Annotated in this window: 16 protein-coding genes; 9 read left to right on the plus strand and 7 right to left on the minus strand. The window is 36.3% G+C overall.

What is annotated here, in order from left to right:
• Window positions 1-17: 17 nt before the first annotated feature.
• The 3 genes from NU09_RS10185 to NU09_RS10195 all read right to left on the minus strand — a co-directional run bounded on the left by NU09_RS10185 (window position 18) and on the right by NU09_RS10195 (window position 2,795).
• Complete coding sequence (locus NU09_RS10185) at window positions 18-668, minus strand: response regulator transcription factor (protein ID WP_129751177.1); 651 nt, start codon at window positions 666-668, stop codon at window positions 18-20.
• Between the two features lie 2 nt (window positions 669-670).
• On the minus strand, window positions 671-1,441 hold the full coding sequence (locus tag NU09_RS10190; RefSeq protein WP_165357686.1) for a sensor histidine kinase: 771 nt from the start codon (window positions 1,439-1,441) through the stop codon (window positions 671-673).
• 637 nt (window positions 1,442-2,078) lie between these two features.
• Window positions 2,079-2,795 (minus strand): hypothetical protein, encoded by a 717-nt coding sequence (locus NU09_RS10195; protein WP_129751179.1) that lies wholly within the window; start codon window positions 2,793-2,795, stop codon window positions 2,079-2,081.
• Between the two features lie 261 nt (window positions 2,796-3,056).
• Between NU09_RS10195 and NU09_RS10200 the strand changes: the two genes are divergently transcribed.
• The 4 genes from NU09_RS10200 (at window position 3,057) to NU09_RS10215 (ending at window position 11,234) form a co-directional block, all read left to right on the plus strand.
• Complete coding sequence (locus tag NU09_RS10200) at window positions 3,057-4,769, plus strand: hypothetical protein (RefSeq protein WP_129751180.1); 1,713 nt, start codon at window positions 3,057-3,059, stop codon at window positions 4,767-4,769.
• Window positions 4,770-4,904: 135 nt separating this feature from the next.
• Window positions 4,905-6,881 carry a T9SS type A sorting domain-containing protein gene (locus NU09_RS10205; RefSeq protein WP_129751181.1) on the plus strand — a complete coding sequence of 659 codons (1,977 nt, stop codon included), beginning with the start codon at window positions 4,905-4,907 and terminating at the stop codon, window positions 6,879-6,881.
• 168 nt (window positions 6,882-7,049) lie between these two features.
• Window positions 7,050-8,807 carry an APC family permease gene (locus NU09_RS10210; protein ID WP_129751182.1) on the plus strand — a complete coding sequence of 586 codons (1,758 nt, stop codon included), beginning with the start codon at window positions 7,050-7,052 and terminating at the stop codon, window positions 8,805-8,807.
• Window positions 8,808-8,960: 153 nt separating this feature from the next.
• Window positions 8,961-11,234, plus strand: coding sequence for a T9SS type A sorting domain-containing protein (locus NU09_RS10215; protein ID WP_129751183.1), 2,274 nt, complete (start codon window positions 8,961-8,963; stop codon window positions 11,232-11,234).
• 270 nt (window positions 11,235-11,504) lie between these two features.
• On the opposite strand, the gene NU09_RS10220 is transcribed toward NU09_RS10215, so the two are convergent.
• From NU09_RS10220 to xylE, 4 genes are all read right to left on the minus strand, one after another.
• On the minus strand, window positions 11,505-13,502 hold the full coding sequence (locus NU09_RS10220) for a glycoside hydrolase family 97 protein (protein ID WP_129751184.1): 1,998 nt from the start codon (window positions 13,500-13,502) through the stop codon (window positions 11,505-11,507).
• Window positions 13,503-13,762: 260 nt separating this feature from the next.
• Entirely contained in the window at window positions 13,763-15,085 is a 1,323-nt protein-coding gene (gene xylA / locus NU09_RS10225; RefSeq protein ID WP_129751221.1) for a xylose isomerase, read from the minus strand.
• A gap of 1 nt (window position 15,086) precedes the next feature.
• A complete protein-coding gene (locus tag NU09_RS10230) occupies window positions 15,087-16,580 on the minus strand; it encodes a xylulokinase (protein ID WP_129751185.1) in 1,494 nt (497 codons plus the stop codon).
• A 23-nt stretch (window positions 16,581-16,603) separates the two neighbouring features.
• Window positions 16,604-18,217 (minus strand): D-xylose transporter XylE, encoded by a 1,614-nt coding sequence (gene xylE / locus NU09_RS10235; RefSeq protein ID WP_129751186.1) that lies wholly within the window; start codon window positions 18,215-18,217, stop codon window positions 16,604-16,606.
• Window positions 18,218-18,468: 251 nt separating this feature from the next.
• On the opposite strand from xylE, the gene NU09_RS10240 reads away from it, so the two are divergent.
• The 5 genes from NU09_RS10240 (at window position 18,469) to trxA (ending at window position 21,854) form a co-directional block, all read left to right on the plus strand.
• Complete coding sequence (locus tag NU09_RS10240; RefSeq protein WP_129751222.1) at window positions 18,469-19,134, plus strand: NUDIX hydrolase; 666 nt, start codon at window positions 18,469-18,471, stop codon at window positions 19,132-19,134.
• Between the two features lie 46 nt (window positions 19,135-19,180).
• Window positions 19,181-20,224 (plus strand): aldose epimerase family protein, encoded by a 1,044-nt coding sequence (locus tag NU09_RS10245; RefSeq protein WP_129751187.1) that lies wholly within the window; start codon window positions 19,181-19,183, stop codon window positions 20,222-20,224.
• A gap of 118 nt (window positions 20,225-20,342) precedes the next feature.
• Window positions 20,343-21,242 (plus strand): DnaJ C-terminal domain-containing protein, encoded by a 900-nt coding sequence (locus NU09_RS10250; RefSeq protein WP_129751188.1) that lies wholly within the window; start codon window positions 20,343-20,345, stop codon window positions 21,240-21,242.
• A gap of 3 nt (window positions 21,243-21,245) precedes the next feature.
• Window positions 21,246-21,539 (plus strand): chaperone modulator CbpM, encoded by a 294-nt coding sequence (locus tag NU09_RS10255; RefSeq protein WP_129751189.1) that lies wholly within the window; start codon window positions 21,246-21,248, stop codon window positions 21,537-21,539.
• Between the two features lie 9 nt (window positions 21,540-21,548).
• The gene (trxA, locus tag NU09_RS10260) at window positions 21,549-21,854 is read left to right on the plus strand and encodes a thioredoxin (protein ID WP_129751190.1); all 306 of its coding nucleotides are present in this window, start codon (window positions 21,549-21,551) and stop codon (window positions 21,852-21,854) included.
• The last annotated feature ends 1 nt before the right edge of the window (window position 21,855 follow it).

Genomic DNA, 21,855 nt, shown 5'->3' on the forward strand with positions numbered 1-21,855 from the left:
ACATCTTTTTAACCTGATTAAATAAATGGAGGGGTAAGCCTGTGTTTAAAAGAAAACAGTACCAGCCCTACTTTAGATTTTATTTCAAACTTTTCAAACAATGAAGTCCTGTAAGCTTCAATAGATTTAACCGACACGTTCATTAAATCGGCCATTTGCTCATAAGTAAGTTCTCTTTCATCGCAAACCAGCTCTAAAAAATTAAGTTCTCTGTCGGTAAGTTTTATAGAATTTTCATTTTCTGAAGGGAGATTATAGTTTCGCATACGCCTTAAAATATCGGTTACATTGTTATAGCCAATATTTATAATATTTTCTATGGCATATTTTAAATCGTGTGACGTACAGTTTTTATGTAAAAAACCTCTGGCACCATAATGGTAGGCAGCATTTATAATATCTTCATCAAAGTGTTGTGTAAGTAGTAATGTTTTGTATTCTTCCTCCTTTTTTTCAAGCTCCTTTAGCACTTCAAGTCCGTTTAAACCAGGCATGGAATAGTCCAGGATAATTAAATCAGGCTGTTTGCTAAAAGGGAGCGATTCAAGAAAAACAGATCCACTGTCAAATTCATATAATACATTATAATTTATTTTCTCAAGTAACTCTTTTAGTCCCTTACGTACAATTTCATGATCGTCTATAATACATATATTAAACTTTTCCATTACTAAGTTTCGGTTAGTTTTATCGTTGTACCTTCGTTTAGAACCGAATTTATTTCAACATCATAATTAATTAAGGCAGCACGGTTTGTAATATTTTTTAATCCAAGGGATACATTATTGTTTTTTGCAACATTGTAATCAAATCCTACTCCGTTATCACTTATCTTCATCATAAATTTTGGAGAGGTTATAAGTTCTATGTTTACCTGTGTTGCTTTTGAGTGCTTAAAAATATTGTTTACAATTTCCTGAAAAATTCTGTAAATCACAATTTTATTATCGGGGTCAAAAGATTTATTCCCTTTGTCTGAAGTGTTTAAACTGATTTTTATACGATTGTTTTTTTGAAGCCTTGTTACTTCACTTTCAATAGCTCTAACGAGATTTTGCTTTATAATTAACTGGTTATTAAGGGAGTGGCTGATACTCCTTATCGAACCCGATAATCTTTTCAACTGTTGTGAAACAGGTTCTATAACTGGTTCCAGTTCAGGAGAATCAAGCTTTATGTTTTCCAGCATAAAATTAATGTAGGTAAGTTGCTGGCCGGCATCATCATGTAAATCCTGAGAGATGTTATTTAAAACCTCTTCCTGAGTTTCTAAAACAGTTTCGGTAAGTGTTTTTTGAAAATCAAGATCTTTTTGATAAATAAGCCTGGTATAGCCTTTAACCTTGTTGATATATAATTTTATTAATAAAGCACAAAACAGTACCAGCAGGCTTACAAACAATAAGCTAATAATAATTCCAAAAGCTATTTTATTGTCCATTTTTAAGCTTATTTTCCTTATAAATATACACATTTATAAGGGTATAGTAAATGAAGTTAACAAAGTAGCCTATAAAATCATACAGGCTTATATGATTTATAATTATTGTATTTGATATAACCTTACTTTTAAACCCGAAAATAAAGCTGAGCCCGAAAATAAAGATTATGGGAGAGAAAAGTAACAGGTAGTTGTTAGAAGAAAAAAAGGAGAGATTATCTTTTTTTAGTTCAATAAAACTTATACAAATAAAAATAAGAATGTAAATAAAACCACCGGTTATAAATGTATAATGATTAAATTTTACAGGACCTTCATAGAACAAAAAGTTAAGAAGTGAAATAACAAAAAAAGCCATAAGAATTAAAAATATGGCTTTTTTAGCTATAAAGTTTTTACATAAAATATAAATCCATAAACTGTGGTGCAAAAATGCAGCAATAGTATATAATGCCCTAAATTCATTACCTGTTGAGAGTAAAAACAAAGTAATAATTTCTGTAAAAAATGACAGTGTAAGAATGCTTAATACAACTTTGTTTTCGGTTTTGTCAGGTTTTAAAAAAAACCATGCCATAAAAAAAGTTATAGCAACAAAAAACTGTGTAGGTTTTAATATCTCTGTTAGAAGCATTTATTATATAGCAGAATTATCTTTAGTAGGGTTTTGAGAAAAATCAAAATAAGAAAACGTGCCGCCGTTATATTGAATCAGGACCTTTTCATTTTGATTAGTATCTCTAAAAACATTGAAATCTAAGTCAGCATTCATATTACCATTTATTATACTCTTTATAAAAGGTATAGAGAAACATACTTTGTTTTTGTCGAAATTGCCAAATGAATATATTTTTGAAGGATTGTTTAAATCAATTTGAAGGTAATGCCTGTAGTTATCATTATCAAAATTACCTCCAATATTTGCTAATTCCTTTTTTATTGTTGCCACATTTAACCTTTTATATCCTGTAGTAGGAATAGTTACCCCCGAAGGTTTTAAGGTATGGGCCGCTTTTATATATCTGTAAGAAGCGTTATAGTTAATTTTATCTTCATTTTTAACTAACCAATTGGACCACTCTGTATTGTCTGTACCTGTTTTTTCAACATCTATAAATATATCTAAATCATTTATAATAGAATAGATGCAGTGTTTGTTTTGAGTTCTCCAGTTTTTGTCGGTTTTTAGGTAGTCAACAATAATTATGTTGTTTAAACTTTTTACAGAATCGTTTTCTGCTGTTTGGGCTGTCCTTTGTGAAGGTTCTTTTGTATTAGGCACAGGTGTTTCTAGTGTTTTTCTGCACGATACAAGTGTAAATGTTGCTAAAAAAATTAGTAATAAGTTTTTCATAATGTAAGGTTTTAGACGTTAATAGTATGCTTTGGTTTACAGCAAAGTTGAGGTATAATAAAAAATAGCACAATAGGTAAAACCCTACTGGTAAAGTATGTTTTTACATAATTAAAAGTAAGGAATATCTGTTAAAGTAGCATTCTTATTGATTGATAATCTTATGTATAGGCTAAAAACTTTTTTAGAATAGGGTTTTGCCTATAAAAATGCTTTTGGGATAACAGTAGCTTTGAGCTATAACCACAACAGCATTAAAAAATGAAACATTTAATCACCTTAGTATTTATTTTATTTTGCTCTTTAAGTTATGCGCAGAATGCGCCCTTTGAAGAGGCAAAGCAGGAACTGAAAGAACTTTATTCAAAGTTTACCAATAAGCAATTAGAACATAATAAAGAAAAGAAGAAACTTGAAGATAAAATTGCTGCTTACGATTATGATATTAAAGATGAAACACTAAAAACGCAACAATTAAAAGAAGTGCTTGACAGTATTTATATTAAACAACTTGTAGTAAAAGATAAATATTTGTTGAAAGGTGTACCGGGTGATTCCCTTACTGCTTATTTTCCTGTGCAGAAAAATTATACACTCACAGAAAAATCTTTAGTACCTAAAAAGAAAGATGAGGGAGAAAAGGAGGTATACATTATGTATGGCGACGGCAAGATTGTTGAAGAAAATGTTTTTAAAGGCGATAAAAGAGCTGAGGAAGTCTTTAAAGATATTTTTTCTATTAAAAGCGAAACCTGCCTTGGTAGTTTAGAGATACCGGGAGATAAACAAAAAATACAATTGTATACAAATAAATTCGCTCCTGTAAAAGATTCTTCAAAATATGTTTGCTTTAAAGAAGTTAAGTTTTCAATAAGAGGGGGAACTATTCACGATATAAGGGTATATGCTACAAACCAGGATAAGAGCCAACAATATCTTTTTGAAAACAAGATACCTATATCATTACTTAATTATACTCAAAATGCAGATAAAAACTATTTATTTCTAAAGATAGTTTCGTCTTTAAATACTGATACAATTCCTGATATATCTAAAAAGACGGGCACTCCGGCTAATCTCTATACTATAAAGCTAACTGATGTTTTGGTATATCTACCTAATCCGGGTAATAATTTTGTTCCTGAAGACATAGAATTTACACTGCCAACCAAGGATGAAGGGGCTAAGGACGCATTCAAACAAAGCAGAAGGGTATATAAAGTAAATCAGGATACTAACCTTCAAAGCATAATGGAAATGCGTACTTATACTGATTTTCTAGGGTTGTTTGACGATTCTGCAAATGGTATAGTTCAAATTGAGGGAAATGCAGATTTTTTTATTGCACCTTATCAATCAATTAGAGCATTTCCTTCAAATTTTTTCAGAAAAATATCACCGTATGTTCATTATTCAAGACTTGATGAGGACAATAGAGGGCTAACGCTTGCAAATGGTGATACAATAGGACATTTTAGGATTCCAAGAAGACTGGAAATTATAGAAAAATCATATTTGGATATGGGACTTATTCTAGATATCTTTAGTTTTTCTCCAAGGAAAGATTATCCTTTTAATATTAATCTATTTGGTTCTTTACGCTATCAGATTGCAACTATTGAACAGGAAGATGAGGAAAATGTAAATTTTAAGACTTATGGATTAGGAGGTGGATTAAGATTTGAATTCAGAAGATTTAATAATTTCGGATTTACATTGACACCAGAATTTACCTTTTATAACCATTTAAACCGATATGAATTTTTAAACAATCCGGATAATTTTTGGGTACTTAGAAATGAAGCAGAAATATATTATTATCCAGGAGAAACTAAATCACAGTCTATATTTTTAAGGCTTAGAACTTTTTGGGATACCGATGATGGTGAAGACTCTTTTTTTCAGCTTCAGTTTGGCTATAGGTTCTCTATTGGTTTAGGGAGTGTAAAGCAAAAACCTAGTAGTACTGATTAAAATTTTAAAGCCTGTTTATACAGGCTTTTTTTATTATAAAAAAATAGTAGGGGATTTTAGTTTTTAAATGTTTAAGTAAAAAGTTAGCTAAAACTTTATGGAAACAATATTTTTTTAACCTAAAATCAACTTGCTATGAAATTAAGATTACCTTTTTTAACCTTAATGGTTTTATTTGTTACCAGTGTATTTGCACAAACTACAGCAAACCAACCGCCTGATATTATGCAATGCAGCTATGAAATTTTTGACCTAACACAACAGGATCAAATTATTTTAGGAGATCAGGATCCTGAAATCTTTATGGTTACCTATCATGAGACACAAATTGATGCTGAAGCTGGGACAAATGCTATCCCTAATCCCATGCAGTATATTTCAATGGGAAACCAACAAATTATTTATGCAAGAGTATCAAATGCTGATGATGATAGTTTTGCTGTAACTTCTTTTTTGATTATGTGGTCAAGCTGGGAAGAAATACCTACCAACCCTATAAGTCCGATTGATGTATGTGATAGTGATGAGGACGGAATAGTTATAGTAGACCTTACGAGTGTAATTGATGAGGCTCTTGACGACCCTTCTTTATATAACATTACATTCCATTATATAGAAATGGACTTAATGAACGGTAATAATCCTATAGAGAATCCTGAATCTTTTTCTACGGATCAGATGGGTGAATGGTCAGAAATATGGATTAGAATAGAAAATCCTGAAACAGGATGCTATGAAATTCAATCAATTATTATAAATATAGTACCATGCACCGAAAATTTACTTTCCGGAACCCTTACTTTAGATTCTGAAGGTAACGGTTGTGAGAGTGGAGGTACTCCTGCAGCTTATGTTATGGTTTCACTTACTAATGGAAATGATTTCCGTTATACATTTACCGATGCAAACGGAAACTATACATTTTTAAATGTACCGGATGGGGTAAACTATATTAGCGTGATGGGACAGGGACCACAAACCTATCAAACTGTTCCGGCATCATACACGTTAACTACACCGGGAGTAATAGAGGGTAACAATTTTTGCCTTACAGCACCAGATCCGTATAATGATGTAATGGTATATATACTACCGTATCAGTTACCTAGACCTGGATTCCCTTTCCATTGTAAACTGTTACTTCAAAATTTAGGTAATACTACACTTAACGGTGCCGTTACACTTGAGTTTGATGATACTATCATGACTTATGATAGTTCTTCTCCTATGATGAATTTAACGGGTAATATTCTTGATGTTTATTATGCCAATCTTGAGCCATTTACACCACAATATGTAGATGTTTATTTTACAGTATTTACTCCGCCAACGGTAAATGCGGGAGATATTTTAAACCTTGTAGCTAATGTTACGGCTGTTGAAGGAGACGATAACCTTTCAAATAATGTTGATGAACTTGATCTTGAAGTTGTAAACTCATTTGACCCTAATGATATTGCGTGTCGTGAAGGCGAGTATATTACCGAAGAGCAGGCAGACGGATACCTTCATTATCTTATAAGGTTCCAAAATACAGGTAATGCCGATGCTGTGAATATAAGAGTAGAAGATATTCTGGATGATAAGTTTGATGTAGCAACTTTCCAGCCTATAGCTTCAAGCCATGATTACAGAGTAGAGATAGAAAACAATACGGTACAGTTTATATTTGATAATATTAACCTGCCTGGAGAAGAAGTTAACGAGCCTGAAAGCCATGGTTATGTAAGTTATAGAATAAAGCCAATGCCAAACGTACAGTTAGGTGATACTTTTGAAGCTACAGCAGGTATTTATTTCGACTTTAATGAGCCTATTATAACAAATACCGCTACCACAACTATTCAAAGTCTTAGTGTTGCCCAAAACAGCAAAGGTTTATTTGTTTTATATCCAAACCCTGCAAAAAACATGGTAAATATTGACTTTACAAAAAATACTGCTAATACTGTTAGCATTAGCGTATCTGATATTTCAGGCAAAACAGTACTTGCTAAAAATATTAGCAATGGCGAAAATTCATTTGATGTTTCATCACTTACATCAGGAATGTATTTTGTAAACATTAAAGCAGATAACAAACAACAGATTATTAAATTGATGATAGATTAAATATTAATTGTTACTAGGTTAAATACCCTGGCCATTGGTCAGGGTATTTTTTTGTTTTTATAATTTTTAATTGATAAAAATTAACCGCCTTTTTGTTAAAAAATTCATCATTTACAAGAGGAAGGTTGTTTTAATTACTTAATTTTAAATAACAAAACAAACCAATTCATGAAAGATAAAATAGTTCATAAGCTTAATGAACTGCAGGCTACTGCTATTTGTGGTAACGATATCAGTTCATCCTGCTTATATGTATCTGCCTTAACTATAGGATATGCAGGACAATATGCCTGGATATCACTTTTAGTGGTTGCGGTAGTATTATTTATGTTCAGGAAAATCTACGGTGAAGTAGTAGGTGCACTTCCGTTAAATGGAGGGGCTTACAATGTTTTATTAAATACCTCTTCTAAAAGGGTAGCCTCTATTGCCGCCATATTAACCGTACTCTCCTATATGGCTACGGCAGTTATTTCGGCAGGTGAGGCGATGCACTACCTCCACAATATCTTTCACGGACTTAATATAGAAATAGCAACGATTATTGTTTTACTCATATTTACAGGCCTGGCAATAATAGGTATAGGTGAATCGGCAGCAGTCGCGGTTTTTATCTTTATAGTTCATTTAGCTTCATTAACATTGTTGGTGGTAACTGCAATATTCTTTTTAATTAATCATGGTACTGAAACTTTTGAGTTTAACTGGAGTCTTCCCCATAACCCCCGGGGTATTGTGTATACCCTCTTTTTAGGCTTCTCGGCTGCAATGTTAGGTATTTCGGGTTTTGAGAGTTCTGCCAACTTTGTGGAAGAGCAGCAGCCCGGAGTTTTCAGGAAAACCCTGCGTAACATGTGGGCTATAGTCAGCTTTTTTAATCCGGTAATAGCCCTGCTTATTATAGCTATTTTACCCATAGTTCAACTAGACGGGCATAAGGAATCGTTATTGTCTTATCTGGGGCAAACTACAGGAGGCAACTGGTTATCATGGATAATTTCTATAGATGCTGTTTTAGTATTATGTGGTGCGGTTCTAACTTCTTTTGTAGGTGTTTCGGGACTACTTAAACGTATGACGTTAGACCGTATTTTACCTAACTATTTCCTTAAGGAAAATAAGAATGGAAGTAGTTACAGGATAATAATAACCTTCTTTATTTTATGTGTTTCTGTTTTATATGCTACTAAAGGTGACCTTGCATCTCTTGCAGGGGTTTATACCTTTTCTTTTTTAGCGGTTATGGCACTATTTGGAATAGGAAACCTGCTGCTTAAAATAAAGAGGAAAAGATTACCCCGACCGGAAAGAGCAAACGCCTTTGTTGTTGTTATTGCCATATGTTTTATAATAATAGGCTTTAGGGGTAATATGGTTGTAGGTGATAATGGAGAGGGAATGCAGGCATTTCAAACCTTTGTTCAATACCTAGTACCTGCTCTCATATTTGTTTTCCTTATGCTAAACAGGGCGGTTCTTATAAATGTGGCGGTAAGTGTAGTATCCTATTTTTACAAACCTATACGAAGATTTACAATAGTAAGTAACCGTTATCTGGAAAAACTGAATAGGAAGATACACTCTCAGGAGTTTGTTTTCTTTACAAAAGGCGATAACGTGGGCATACTTAATAAGGTAATGCAGTATGTTGAGGATAATGAAACCACAAAGAAACTAAAGATCGTAAATGTAAAATCTTCAGAAACTAATAATGAAGCCCTAAAAAAAGATTTAGAGGTTTTAGATAGAGCCTATCCGGAGATACATATTGAGTTTATAGAAATAAACGGAACATTTGGTCCTGACCTTATAGATGAACTTTCTGAAAAATGGGGCATCCCTAAAAACTTTATGTTTATAGGTTCACCCAGTGATAAATTCCCTTACAGGGTTTCAGAACTGGGAGGCGTAAGGCTCATTATGTAAGGATTATATTAAAGAAAAAAAATAAAAAGGTAGGGTTTTTATAATCTTGCCTTTTTTTATTGGTTTTATGTTAACGTATATTAACATTGGTTAACTTATAACTTATTGATTTGTAGTTAGATTTACACCCATCTATTAATTATTTATACCATTATGAAAAAATTTACATTACTCACATTACTACTGATAATGTCTTTAGGATATGGTCAGGTAACAAACGAAGGACGCCCGGCAAGTTGGCGCATAAAAGGAATAGAAAAGCCTCAGGCTATTATAATGCCTTCCTTTAATCTGGATTCCATTCAGGCTGAAGACAGGGTAAGGGATTTAGATCAAAACAAGCCATGGCGTTTTGGTTATGAATTTCTTACGGATAATAATCTTCAAAACAGCGGTGTTTGGCATACTATGCCTAACGGCGACAGGGTATGGAGAATTAGGTATGTATCTCAGGGTGCAAAGACTTTAAATTTTTTGTTCTCAGATTTTTATATGCCTAAAGGAGCAAAAGTATACCTGTACAATAATGACAGGAGCGATTTGCTGGGGGCTTATGACGAAAAGCAGAATAATGAAAGCAGGGTGTTGGGAACCTGGCTGGTAACCGGAGACGATATATGGATAGAGTATTTTGAGCCTGCTGCTGTAGCAGGGCAGGGTAAGCTTGAAATCTTTAAAGTAGTACACGGCTATCGCACGGTTACTTTAATTAACCCTGACAGTAATATTAATAACTCTCAGGACTGTCATTTTGATGCCGAATGCTTTTTGGAAGGTATTAATAATATCAAGGATATAAGCAAAAAATCGACAGGACTTATTATCGTTAATAATTCTAACTTTTGTTCGGGTACTCTTATTAATAATGTGAATAATGACGGCACCCCATATTTTCTAACTGCAAATCACTGTTATTCCGATCCAACGGAATGGGCTTTTATGTTCAATTGGGTAAGTCCTAATCCTGTTTGCGGAGGCGAGCAGCAAAGTGCCAATAATGCACCTAACTACTACCTAACCGCCAGTGGTGCACAGTTGAAAGCAAGAAAAGAGGAACCTGATTTTATGCTGGTTGAAATGACCTCGGATATTCCTGAAGAATGGGATGTTGTTTGGTCAGGTTGGGACAGGAGTGATGTACCCCCACCTTTTACTTATGGGCTTCACCATCCTTCAGGAGATATTATGAAGCTTAGTTATGATGCCAATCCTCCAATTCCACAAGATATAGAGGATAATGATATGGGATATATCTGGGTACAGGAAAGTATTGAAGTAGGTGCACTGGAGCCGGGATCGTCAGGTTCAGGTATGTTCGATAATACCGGAAGGCTTATAGGGCAGGCATGGTTTATAGCAGGTAATGTATGTAACGGTATTAATACAGGAGGGCTTTTAGTAGGCTATGGCAGGTTAGGGGTTTCATGGGATATGGGTGAAACACCGGATACAAGACTTAAAGACTGGCTTGATCCTGACAATACTGGGGCAATAACTACCAATTGGTACCCTCCGCAGGAATTTTATACCCTGGATGCTAAGGCTATTTTTTATGAACACGGATATAATCCTTGCGGTAATCAGGTAGCACCTGTTTTAAGATTAATCAATAACGGTACTCAAAATCTTACTTCTGTACAAATAAGCTGCAGTTTTAATGGTACAGAGCCTGTAATTATAGACTGGACAGGAAATATAGCCGAGAATGAAAGCGCTCTTATAGATCTGCCTCAAAATGCAACCGTGCTAGGGGAGAACACACTGGAGGTTATCGTGCTTAACCCGAATAATGGTACCGATGAAAATACAGCTAACAACAGTATCTATGAAAGTTTTGTTACTCCGGATACTATTGAAACATCAAATGTAGTATTTACGATAACTACCGATACTTATGGCGAAGAGGTTAGCTGGTCCCTTAAAGATGCAAGCGGTAATGTTATATATAGTGTAGCACCTGATTCATACGGAGACAATACAACATACAGTCAGACTTTTATGTTAGAGGAAGGATGTTATACATTTACTATAAAAGATGTTTATGGTGACGGAATATGCTGCTCTCAGGGAGATGGAAGTTATTCGCTTACCACAACATCGGGAGAGGTGATTGTACAGGGGGGCGACTATGGAGCACTGGAAACCACAACTTTTAAAATGGCTGATAATTTGGGAATTATTGATATGAAAGAAGAAAACCTGACGATTTATCCTAACCCTTCGTCAGGGATATTTACTATAGCGTCATCACAAAATATAGAAGGTACTGCTTATACAATATATAATATGTTAGGACAGGCTGTAAAATCGGGTAGTTTTGCTTCCGGTGCAAATACTGTCGACCTGGCAGAAGTACCAGAGGGTATATACCTTTTACAGGCCTCCGGCAACGGAAGGCAACAAACCTATAAACTTATAAAAGAGTAAATAAAAAAGAGGCCAGTGGCCTCTTTTTTATTGTATAATTATCTTTAAAACAAAAGCTTTGTCGTCAACTTTTTGCTTAGGAGTTTAAAATGAAGCCTTTGTCATCCATGCTGAAATCAATTTTTTCATTCAATCCCAGTACCGATAGTGATTTAAATATAGGTACATTACCTCACAGTATTTCTTAGTAAACGACTTTAGGGTTACTTCGGTATTTGCAATGGTATGGTTATTAATAATAAAAAGTATAAGCAAATACTTATTCATTACTTACAGTTTTTTAAACCTTATGGCTGCACCACCGGAAGCACCAAGTTTAAGTATTAATTTATCTTTTGCTGTAACGTTTTGTTTTGTAATGCTTACCTTATCAGGGTTATGAGTTTCATCTGTTCCTTCTGCATCTGCATAGATTTGAGCTTCATATTGAGCATCTGCATCAAGGAAGTCAAGGCTTACTTCAAGATCACGGGCTTTCTCATTTGTAATACTGCCTAAATACCAGTCGGCACCTTTAATATCCTTACGCGCAGTGGTTATGTATTCACCTATAGCACCGTTAAGTACTTTAGTGTCTTCCCAGTCTGTAGGTACATCTTTAAGGAACTGGAATGCAGGGTTACCTTCGTAGTTTTCAGGCAGGTCGGCAAGCATTTCAATAGGTGAGTAGATAGTAACATATAGGGCAAGTTGTTTTGCTGCTGTTGTATGTACTCTTTTACCGGGATATCCCTGTTTTACCTCCACGTCTAGTATGCCTGGGGTAAAGTCCATAGGTCCTGAAAGTAATCTTGTGAACGGCAGGATAGTTTCATGGCTTGGTGGGTTACCCTCACTCCATGCATTGTACTCCATACCACGAGAGCCCTCGCGTGCCATCATGTTAGGGTAAGTACGTCTTTCTCCCGTATCTTTTATAGGCTCGTGGAAGTTAACGGCTAAACCATACTCAGCAGCTTTTTTAAGTACATAACGGTAGTAGTTTACACCAAACTGACCGTGATGCCATTCTTTCATGTTTAATTTAGAACCTACCTGTCCGATTTTTACGTTATGTATACCTAAACGTTTGTAAAGAGCAAAACCTTCGTCTATTTCCTTAAGGTAGTTAATAAGGTTAGAGCCTGTTTCGTGATAGCCGATAATGTTTACACCTTTGCTTTTGCCGTACTCAACCACTTTTTCAAGATCGAAATTATCGGCATTTTCAGTAAAGCTGAACATGTGCATTCTATTTTCATACCAAGCCGGAGTCCAGCCTTTGTTCCATCCTTCAATAAGCAGGTAGTTAATGCCTTCTTTAGCATTAAAGTCTATATATTCTTTAGCGTGCGCTGTAGTTGCTCCCTGGGTTTCACTTTCCCAAAACGTGTATTTACCTATGTGCATACCCCACCATATACCTGTATATTTAAAAGGCTCTATGTATGATGTGTCCGTTAATACGTTTGGCTCATTAAGGTTTAATATCATGTAGGAAGTGATAAGTTCACCCGGTTTTTCACCTATCTGTATGGTTCTCCAAGGAGAAGTAAAGGTTTCGGTTGTGCGTACTTTTACACCGTCTGCCCACGGTACCAGTTCCGATTTAAGGTTAGAACCTTCGGTATGCCTTAGTACCATACTGGCAAAATCTGCCAGGTTGGCTTCGTGGAAGCTTAGTACCACTCCGTCTTTATTTTCTATTGTTAATGGTGTATGTACTACGTCCAGTGTACTTACCGGAGAAGCCTCATACAGATACTCATAACGGTTTTCCTGATAGGCAGGTATCCACCATGCTTTACCATCTTCCTTAAGGTTAAAGGCCGTAGCCTCGTCCATAATAAAGATGCTGTCTTTTACATTTTGTTTAGGGAATACATAGCGAAAAGCCACACCGTCATCAAAAGCACGGAACTGTATCTCTAAATTGTGTTTTTCTTTGCTTTGAAGCTTAACCACCATTTCGTTATAGTGGTTTCTTATATTTTTCTTTTCGCCCCAAACTTGTTCCCACGTATCGTCGTGTGTTGAGGTTTGTATATCTAACAATTCAAAATCTTTGCTCAGGTCTTCATTTTTAAGGATAAATCCAAGAGCCGAGGGGGTAATAATTTCCTTGCTATCATGGTTAACGGTATAGGTAGGTACCGAACCGTCTAAAGAGAAGGTAATTTTGTTCTCACCGTTTGGCGATGCCAGTTGGTGCGTTGTGTTTTTAGTTTCCGAACAGCTGGCTATAAGCAAGGCTAGTAGAGAAGGTAATAATAGTTTTCTTGTGGTCATGATAATTATATAAATAGATGTGCTTAAAATTAATAAAACCGGGGACAGGAAGTCTGAAAACTGCCCCCGGATGAGTATAATTACTAACCCAAACAACTTAATTTATTTTATCCACTCAGCTTAAAAGCAGTTTTACCGATTTCTTACGTACGAAGTAAGCATACCAAATGGCCGTAAAGCCCTAAAAAAAGTCCGCCACGTAGTGTGGTAGCATTAGCTCCGTTTAGTTAGTGTTCGTTGTCTTTGCTCTCCTGGTAAGTCTAGTAAGCGTTGGCAATTATCTGTTCAAATAATTCCTGCCTTCCGCTCATAGGTTTTGGTTCTCCGTTTTTGCGGGCAATTTCATTAAGGTTTTCTAGAGTGAGCTCTCCTTTTTCAAACCTTGCTCCATTGCCTGAATCGAAAGATTCATAACGGTCTTTACGTAATTGTAAGTAATTTGTGTTTTTAAGTACATGATCAGCACAAATAAGGCCACGCGCAAAAGTGTCCATACCTGATATGTGCGCTATAAATTTATCTTCAACATCGATTGAATTACGGCGTACTTTGGCATCAAAGTTTATACCTCCGTTATTAAGACCTCCGCTTTGAAGGAATATCATCATTGCCTGCGTAGTTTCATAAACATCTATAGGGAACTGGTCTGTATCCCATCCGTTTTGGTAATCTCCACGGTTAGCATCTATACTGCCTAAAAGGCCTGCGTCTGCAGCTACCTGAAGTTCGTGTTCAAAAGTGTGCCCTGCAAGTGTAGCGTGGTTTACTTCAAGATTCAGTTTAAAGTCATCCTGTAAGCCATATTTATTGATAAACCCTACACATGTGGCAGCATCATAATCATACTGATGTTTTGTTGGTTCCATAGGTTTAGGCTCGATAAGGAAAGTACCGTTAAACCCTTGTTTTCTTGCATAATCCCTGCAAGTACCTAAGAACATGGCAAGGTGATCCTGCTCTCTCTTCATATCGGTATTTAAAAGGCTCATATAACCTTCTCGGCCGCCCCAAAATACATAGTTAGAACCTCCTAATGCAATAGTAGCATCAATGGCAATTTTAGCCTGTGCACCGGCATAAGCAACCACATCAAAATTAGGGTTAGTGGATGCACCGTTCATGTAACGCGGATTTGTAAACAGGTTAGAAGTACCCCATAGAAGCTTAATACCTGTTTCCTGCTGTTTTTGTTTAGCATACTCCACCATTATCTGGATACGCTCTTCAAACTCAGCAAGGGTAGGGGCTTCATCTACCATATCTACATCATGAAAACAGTAGAACGGAATAGATAGTTTTGACATGAATTCAAAACCTGCATCCATTTTATCTTTTGCTCTTGCAATTGCATTTTCGCTTTTGTTCCATGCATGGTTTTCTGTAGAAGCACCAAACGGATCGTCTCCCGTGTTGCATAGCGTATGCCAGTATGCCATAGCAAAACGTAAGTGTTCTTTTAGTGTTTTTCCCGCCACTACGCGGTTTTCATCATACCATTTAAAAGCAAGCGGATTGTTGCTTTCCCTGCCTTCAAATTTGATTTTATCTATATTCTTAAAAAAAGTTTGAGTGCTTGTCTCCATTTTATTCCTGTATATTAATATTGATTTTCCATTCATTGTATATCTCTGCATACTGAGCTGTTAGTGCGCTGTTTGGTTCTATACGCTCTAAGCATTCCAGTTTTTCAAAAACCTGGTCCAGGGATGCATAATACCCGTAACCATAGGCAGCACCACGTGCGGCACCTTCTGCGCCCGAGGTATTGTACAGCTCAACCGTTGTTTGAGTAGTATTGGCAAAAATTTCTCTAAACACAGGGCTCAGGAATAAATTGGCCTTTCCGGCACGTACTATATCACCACCGGCACCTATTGATTTCATTACGTCAAAACCATAGTTCATTGCAAACACAATTCCTTCGCAGGCTGCACGTACCAGTTGTGGTGAACTATGTATGTTAAAGTTCAGGTTTTGTATTCCTGATGTTGCTTCCTTATTGTTGAAGATTCTTTCTACTCCGTTACCAAAAGGGTAGAAGCGAAGCCCTTTGCTGCCTGGTTGTGCTTTTGCAGCTTCGGCATTAAGGGTTTCATACGAAATAAGTTCGGGTCTGTCGGCCGACATTATTTTTCTTAACCATTGGTATAAAATACCCGATCCGTTAATGCAAAGCATAACTCCGTTGTGCTTGTCGGCAGGAGCATTGTTTACATGCAGGAATGTATTGATGCGGTTATTGGCATCATAAATAGCATTTTGGGAAACAGCATATACTACTGCCGATGTACCTGCTGTAGTTGCAATTTCCCCGGGTTTTAATACGTTTAGTGATAATGCATTGTTTGGCTGATCGCCTGCACGATACGTTATTTTTACATTAGGGTTCAGCCCTAATTCTGTAGCTACCTGAGGATTAATTTGTGCCTGATTGCCAAAGTTTGGTACTATTTCAGGGATAATCTCTTTAGATATGCCCATAGCATCCAGTATTTCGGTTGCTAATCTGCCTTCCTGGAAGTTCCATAGAGCAGCTTCCGATAAGCCTGATGTACTTGTTTGTGCAACTCCGGTTAGTTTAGCAGCAATATAATCGCCCGGAAGCATCATGTATTTTGCTTTTTCAAACAGTTCCGGCTGATTGTCTTTTACCCATTTAAGTTTAGAAGCGGTAAAATTGCCCGGACTGCCTAATATTAGTTCCTGACATTTTTGCGCCCCAATGCTATTGTATATGTTATTACCAATTTGTGCAGCACGGCTGTCGCACCAAATAATAGACGGCCTTATAACATTCAGATTCTCATCTGTAAGTACTAGACCATGCATTTGATAAGCAATGCCTATTCCGGCTATTTTGCTTATATCAGTATTACGTTTTGTTTTAAGTAGTCCAATTCCGTTTTTTACATATTGCCACCAATTTTCAGGGTCCTGTTCGGCCCACCCGTGTTGGGGAGCGACAATTTCCATTTCAAAATCAGGTACGCTTACAGATGATATAGTAGTTCCGCTCTCGGCATCCAGTACCGAAAGTTTAATTGAAGAACTTCCTAAATCTATACCTAGAAAATACATTGTTTATTAATAGATTATAATTATTATTCTGTTTTGTTTTTAAGCCATAAATGCTCCATTTCCTCAAGGGTTTTCCCTTTGGTTTCAGGAACGAATTTCCAAATGAACAGTGCCGATATTATTGCCATAACACCATATATCCAGTAGGAAAAGCCGTGATTGAACATTTGTGTAAGCGATTCGTTATTGTTCATCATAGGGAAGGTCCACGATACAACAAGGTTGGCAAGCCATTGTGCGGCTACGGCTACTGCCATAACACCTTTTATCTTGTTAGGGAATATTTCTGATAGCAATACCCATGTTATAGGACCCCACGACATGGCAAATGCAGCAATGTATAGCAGCATAAGTAGTAGAGACATTGTTGCGCTACCCTGTGAGTACAACACGGTACCAAGACCTAACATACTTACAGCCATAACAACACTACCTATAAGCATAAGCTTTTTACGTCCGTAGTTATCTACCGTAAAGATTGCAAGTATGGTAAACAGCATGTTTATGGCACCTACAATTATGGTTTGTATCATAGAAGCATCGGTGCCTAAGCCCATTCCCTTAAAAATTTCGGGAGCATAGTACAGTACTACGTTAATACCTACAAACTGTTGGAAAACAGAAAGTAATATACCTATTACTACTATAGTCCAGCCATAAGTTAACCAGTGTGCTTTTTTTACATTAAAAGAGCTTTTAATTTCCTGTAGTATGGTTTGTGCCTTTTCAGGCCCGTTAAGTTTAGCAAGTACGCTGGAAGCTTCTGCCTCTCTACCTTTCATTACCTGGAAACGTGGTGTTTTAGGAACAAAAAGAAGGAAAAGGAAGAATAATGTTGCCGGTATGTTTTCTGAAAGGAACATTAAGCGCCATCCGTCTGTATTAATCCATTCGGTTGTCTGCCCCTTTACTATAAAGTAGTTTACAAAGTAAACGATAAGCATACCGCTTACAATAGCAAACTGGTTACATGATACCAGTTTACCACGAATGTTTGCAGGAGCCATCTCAGCAATGTAAAGTGGTGCAAGCATACTTGCAAGCCCTACACCTATACCGCCTATTATTCTGTAAACGATAAATGAAGTAAGGCTACTGCCAAAGAATACGTTTATAACCTCTGGATAAGCCGATCCTGTTGCCGATATAATAAAAAGAGCCGCCGATAACAGCAGCCCGTTCCTTCTACCTATAGAGTTAGCAATCCTGTCCCCTGCAGCAGCACCAATAATACAGCCTACAAGTGCGCTGCTTACCATAAATCCTAAAATAGAGTTCTGTAAATTTTCGGTAAGTACAGGAGGAAGGGTTAAAAACTGATAGTAATAAAAAGCCCCTCCAAGTACAACTAATGCTGTAATTATGGCATAAGCGGTACTTCGTTTGTAAAATCTTAAAATAAAAGAGGCCGTTAAACCAATAACAGCCACAGTACACAATGTGATAATAATTTTAAACTCACTGATTGCTGATGATGCCGCAACTACATTGTTTGACAGGTCGCTGATAAAATAATCATTTAGAGCGCCAACAGCACCCGAGATTACTGCAGTGTCATAACCAAACAGCAAACCGCCCAAACTGGCCACTGCTGTTATAAGATAAATGCTGCTTTTATTTATTTTAGTTGAATTCATAAATTACTATATCGTTTTTTCTTATGGTTTATTTGACCACAAGTATAAAACATATTTTTATTATTAACAAAATATTACCTAAAAAAATTTACATTTAATAAATATTAGGACTAATAGCAGTAGAATCGGAAAAAATTAACTGATATTAGCATTTTGAAAAAAATGCCTATATTCGTTGGCGTTTTTAAAACAAATGAGGGGTGAAAAAAATTATCGATAAAGAATCAGGAAGAATTATTGAACGGTCAGTAATGAACTCAATCACTATTGACTGTGTTATATTCGGGTTCGATAAGGGAATGCTTGAAGTGTTATTGGTACAACACGGAGAAGGTATACGAAAAGGAGAATGGGGTCTTCCCGGAGGATGGATACGGGAGGAAGAAAGTATTGATAATGCAGCGCACAGACTACTTGCCGATTTAACAGGGCTTGACGATATATATCTTGAACAGCTTAAAGCATTTGGTGAGCCTGATCGTTTTCCTTTAGGACGTGTAATTACCATTGGCTATTTTGCCCTTATAAAACGTGAAGATTATAATGTTCGCGCTGGTTTTACAGCATCGGATGCCAAATGGTATAAAATAAGTGAAATACCAAAACTTATTTACGATCACAATAAGATTTTAGACTATAGCCTTGAACACCTTCGCAACCGTGTTAGACAGGCTCCTGTAGGATTTAACCTGTTGCCTGAAAAATTCACGCTTTTTGAGCTGATGAAGCTTTATGAGGAAATTTTAGGAATAGAGATGGACAAGTCTAATTTTAGACGTAAAATACTTAAAATGAAGTTATTGGTTCAGCTTGATGAAAAGCAGAAAGACGTATCGCATCGCGCAGCTAAGCTTTATGAGTTTGACCAGAAAATATATGAAAAGCTTACTAAAAAAGGCTTTAATTTTGAATTTTAAAAGATAGGCTTTACAGCCTGTTTTTTATTTATAACCGCATCATTTAATGGATAATAACAGTACCGCTTTCAACAATGTTGCAAAGCCTTTCGGCATATTGCCAAACGGTAAGCAGGTTAACAGCTATACTATAGCAAATACCTACGGAATAAGCCTTACGGTAATTAATTATGGAGCTACCATAACTTCGCTAAATGTGCCTAACTCAAAAGGAGAAGTTTATGATATCGTATTGGGGTTTGACACCCTTGAAGGTTATATAGATTCTTACAGTCTTCCTTCATCTCCTTATTTTGGGGCAATTATGGGTAGGTATGCCGGACGCATAAAGAACGGAAAATTCAGTTTAAACGGAACAGATTATACCCTCAATACTAATTTAGGGGAGCATCATCTTCATGGTGGAAACTTAGGGTTTGGCCGCGCATTTTGGGAGGTAACAGCCGTTGAAACCGGTGACAATCCTTATATTAAATTTAAGTATGTAAGCCCTGACGGAGAAGAAAACTTTCCGGGAGAACTTACTATTGAGGTTAAATATACCTTAACTGAGGATAATGAAATAGTTGTGGATTATGAAGCGGTGAGTGATAGGGATACCATAATCAATCTTACACAGCATAGTTACTTTAATCTGGAAGGGCATAAGAATAATATGGTAAATCAAGATTTACAGCTCTTTACAGATTCTATTGTTGAGACTGACGAGTTAAATATACCAACAGGAAATTTTATTGAGGCAACACAACAAGGTTTTGATTTTAAGCAAGCTGCGCCTTGTCCTAAGGTTATAGATACTTCTTTTGTACTTACCGATAATGATAAACCTGCAGCAATTTTAAGCAGTAAAAAATCGGGACTTAAAATGACGGTACATACTAACCAACCTTCAGTACATATTTATGTGGGAGGGAACTGTTTTGGTAAACTTAAAGGTAAAGAAGGAGCCGATTATAACACGCTTAGTGGTATTTGCTTTGAAACCCAAAACTTTCCTGATGCTCCAAACAGGGGTAATTTCCCTTCAGCAGTTTTAAGGAAAGGGGAGAAGTACAATCAAAAATCCATATTTAAACTGGAAAACATATAATCATATACTATAAGAAAAGCCAGTTTGAAGTATAAGGGTTAAAAAAAGCTAAATCTTATTTTTCCTACTTGACAAAATAAGATATAAGCTGTAAATTTATACTGCAAACCAATGTTTTATGGAGTTTATAGATTATTATAAAGTATTGGGAGTTGATAAAACAGCAACTACCGATGATATAAAAAAGGCCTACAGGAAACTGGCCCGCAAACTACACCCCGATTTAAATCCGGACGATAAAGAGGCGCATAAAAAGTTCCAGCAACTTAATGAGGCTAATGAAGTACTTAGTGATCCTGAGAAAAGGAAAAAATATGACAAGTACGGTAAGGACTGGGAGCACGGCGAAGAGTATGAAAAATACAGGCAGTCTCACCAGCGTCAATCTACTTCACAGGGTTTTACAGGACACGAATTTGAAGGAGGGGATTTCTCTGACTTTTTTGAATCAATGTTTGGCGGTGGCGGATTTAACCGCAGTAGCCGTAGCAGGCAGGCCCGCTTTAAAGGGCAGGACTATAATGCCGAACTTACCTTAACCCTGGATCAGGCTTCTACTACCCATAAACAAACTTTTACGGTTAATGGCAAAAGCCTGAGAATAACTGTACCCGCAGGTGTTGCCGACGGTCAGGTTATAAAACTTTCAGGACAGGGCGGCCAGGGTGCAAACGGCGGTCCTAATGGCGACTTATATATTACTTTTTCCGTAGTGAACTCTGATAACTTTAAAAGGCTGGGTGATGATTTGTATGCCGAAAAGGAAATAGATCTTTACATGGCTGTTCTTGGTGGCGAATTTATGTTTGACACTATGGACGGAAAAATTAAACTTAAGGTTGCGCCGGAAACCCAAAACGGTACTAAGATAAGAGTAAAAGGAAAAGGCTTTCCGGTGTATAAAAAGGAGGGTAACTTTGGCGATTTATATATAACCTATACGGTTAAAATACCTACCAATCTTACAGAGAAACAAAAAGAATTATTTACAGAATTGTCTAACCTTTCTAAACAATAAGATATGGATAGCAGGGAATATATACCGGTAAAAATATTTTGTGAGCATCACCGCATAGAGGTTTCTTTTATCAGCTCATTGCAGGAGTATAACCTAATAGAAATTGTTAGTGTTGAGAAAGAAGACTTTTTACCTGTTAGCCAGGTAAGTGAGGCCGAAAGAATGATAAGGCTGCATAACGAACTTAATATTAATACCGAAGGACTGGATGCCGTTTTGCATCTGCTTCAAAAAATGAGGGATATGCAGGGTGAAATAGCCCAACTAAGGAACAGATTACGCTTTTATGAACCCTAATAAAAACCAATGGATAAATTTAATCAACTTATAAACGGAGATAAACCTGTACTGGTAGATTTTTTTGCTACCTGGTGCGGGCCTTGCCAAATGCTGGCTCCCATTCTTAAAGAAGTAAAAGAGGATATGGGCGATGATATTACAATCATCAAAATAGATGTCGACAAGAACAGGCAACTGATGATGAACCCTCAGTTTCAGGTTAAGGGAGTACCCACAATCATGCTTTTCCAAAACGGTAAAATGTTATGGAGGCAATCAGGAGTGTTGCCTAAGGATGAAATAGTAAGAAGCATCAGGCAGCATATAAACTAAT

This window comes from Flavobacterium beibuense (genome assembly GCF_004151245.1).
Taxonomy (GTDB): domain Bacteria; phylum Bacteroidota; class Bacteroidia; order Flavobacteriales; family Flavobacteriaceae; genus Flavobacterium; species Flavobacterium beibuense_A.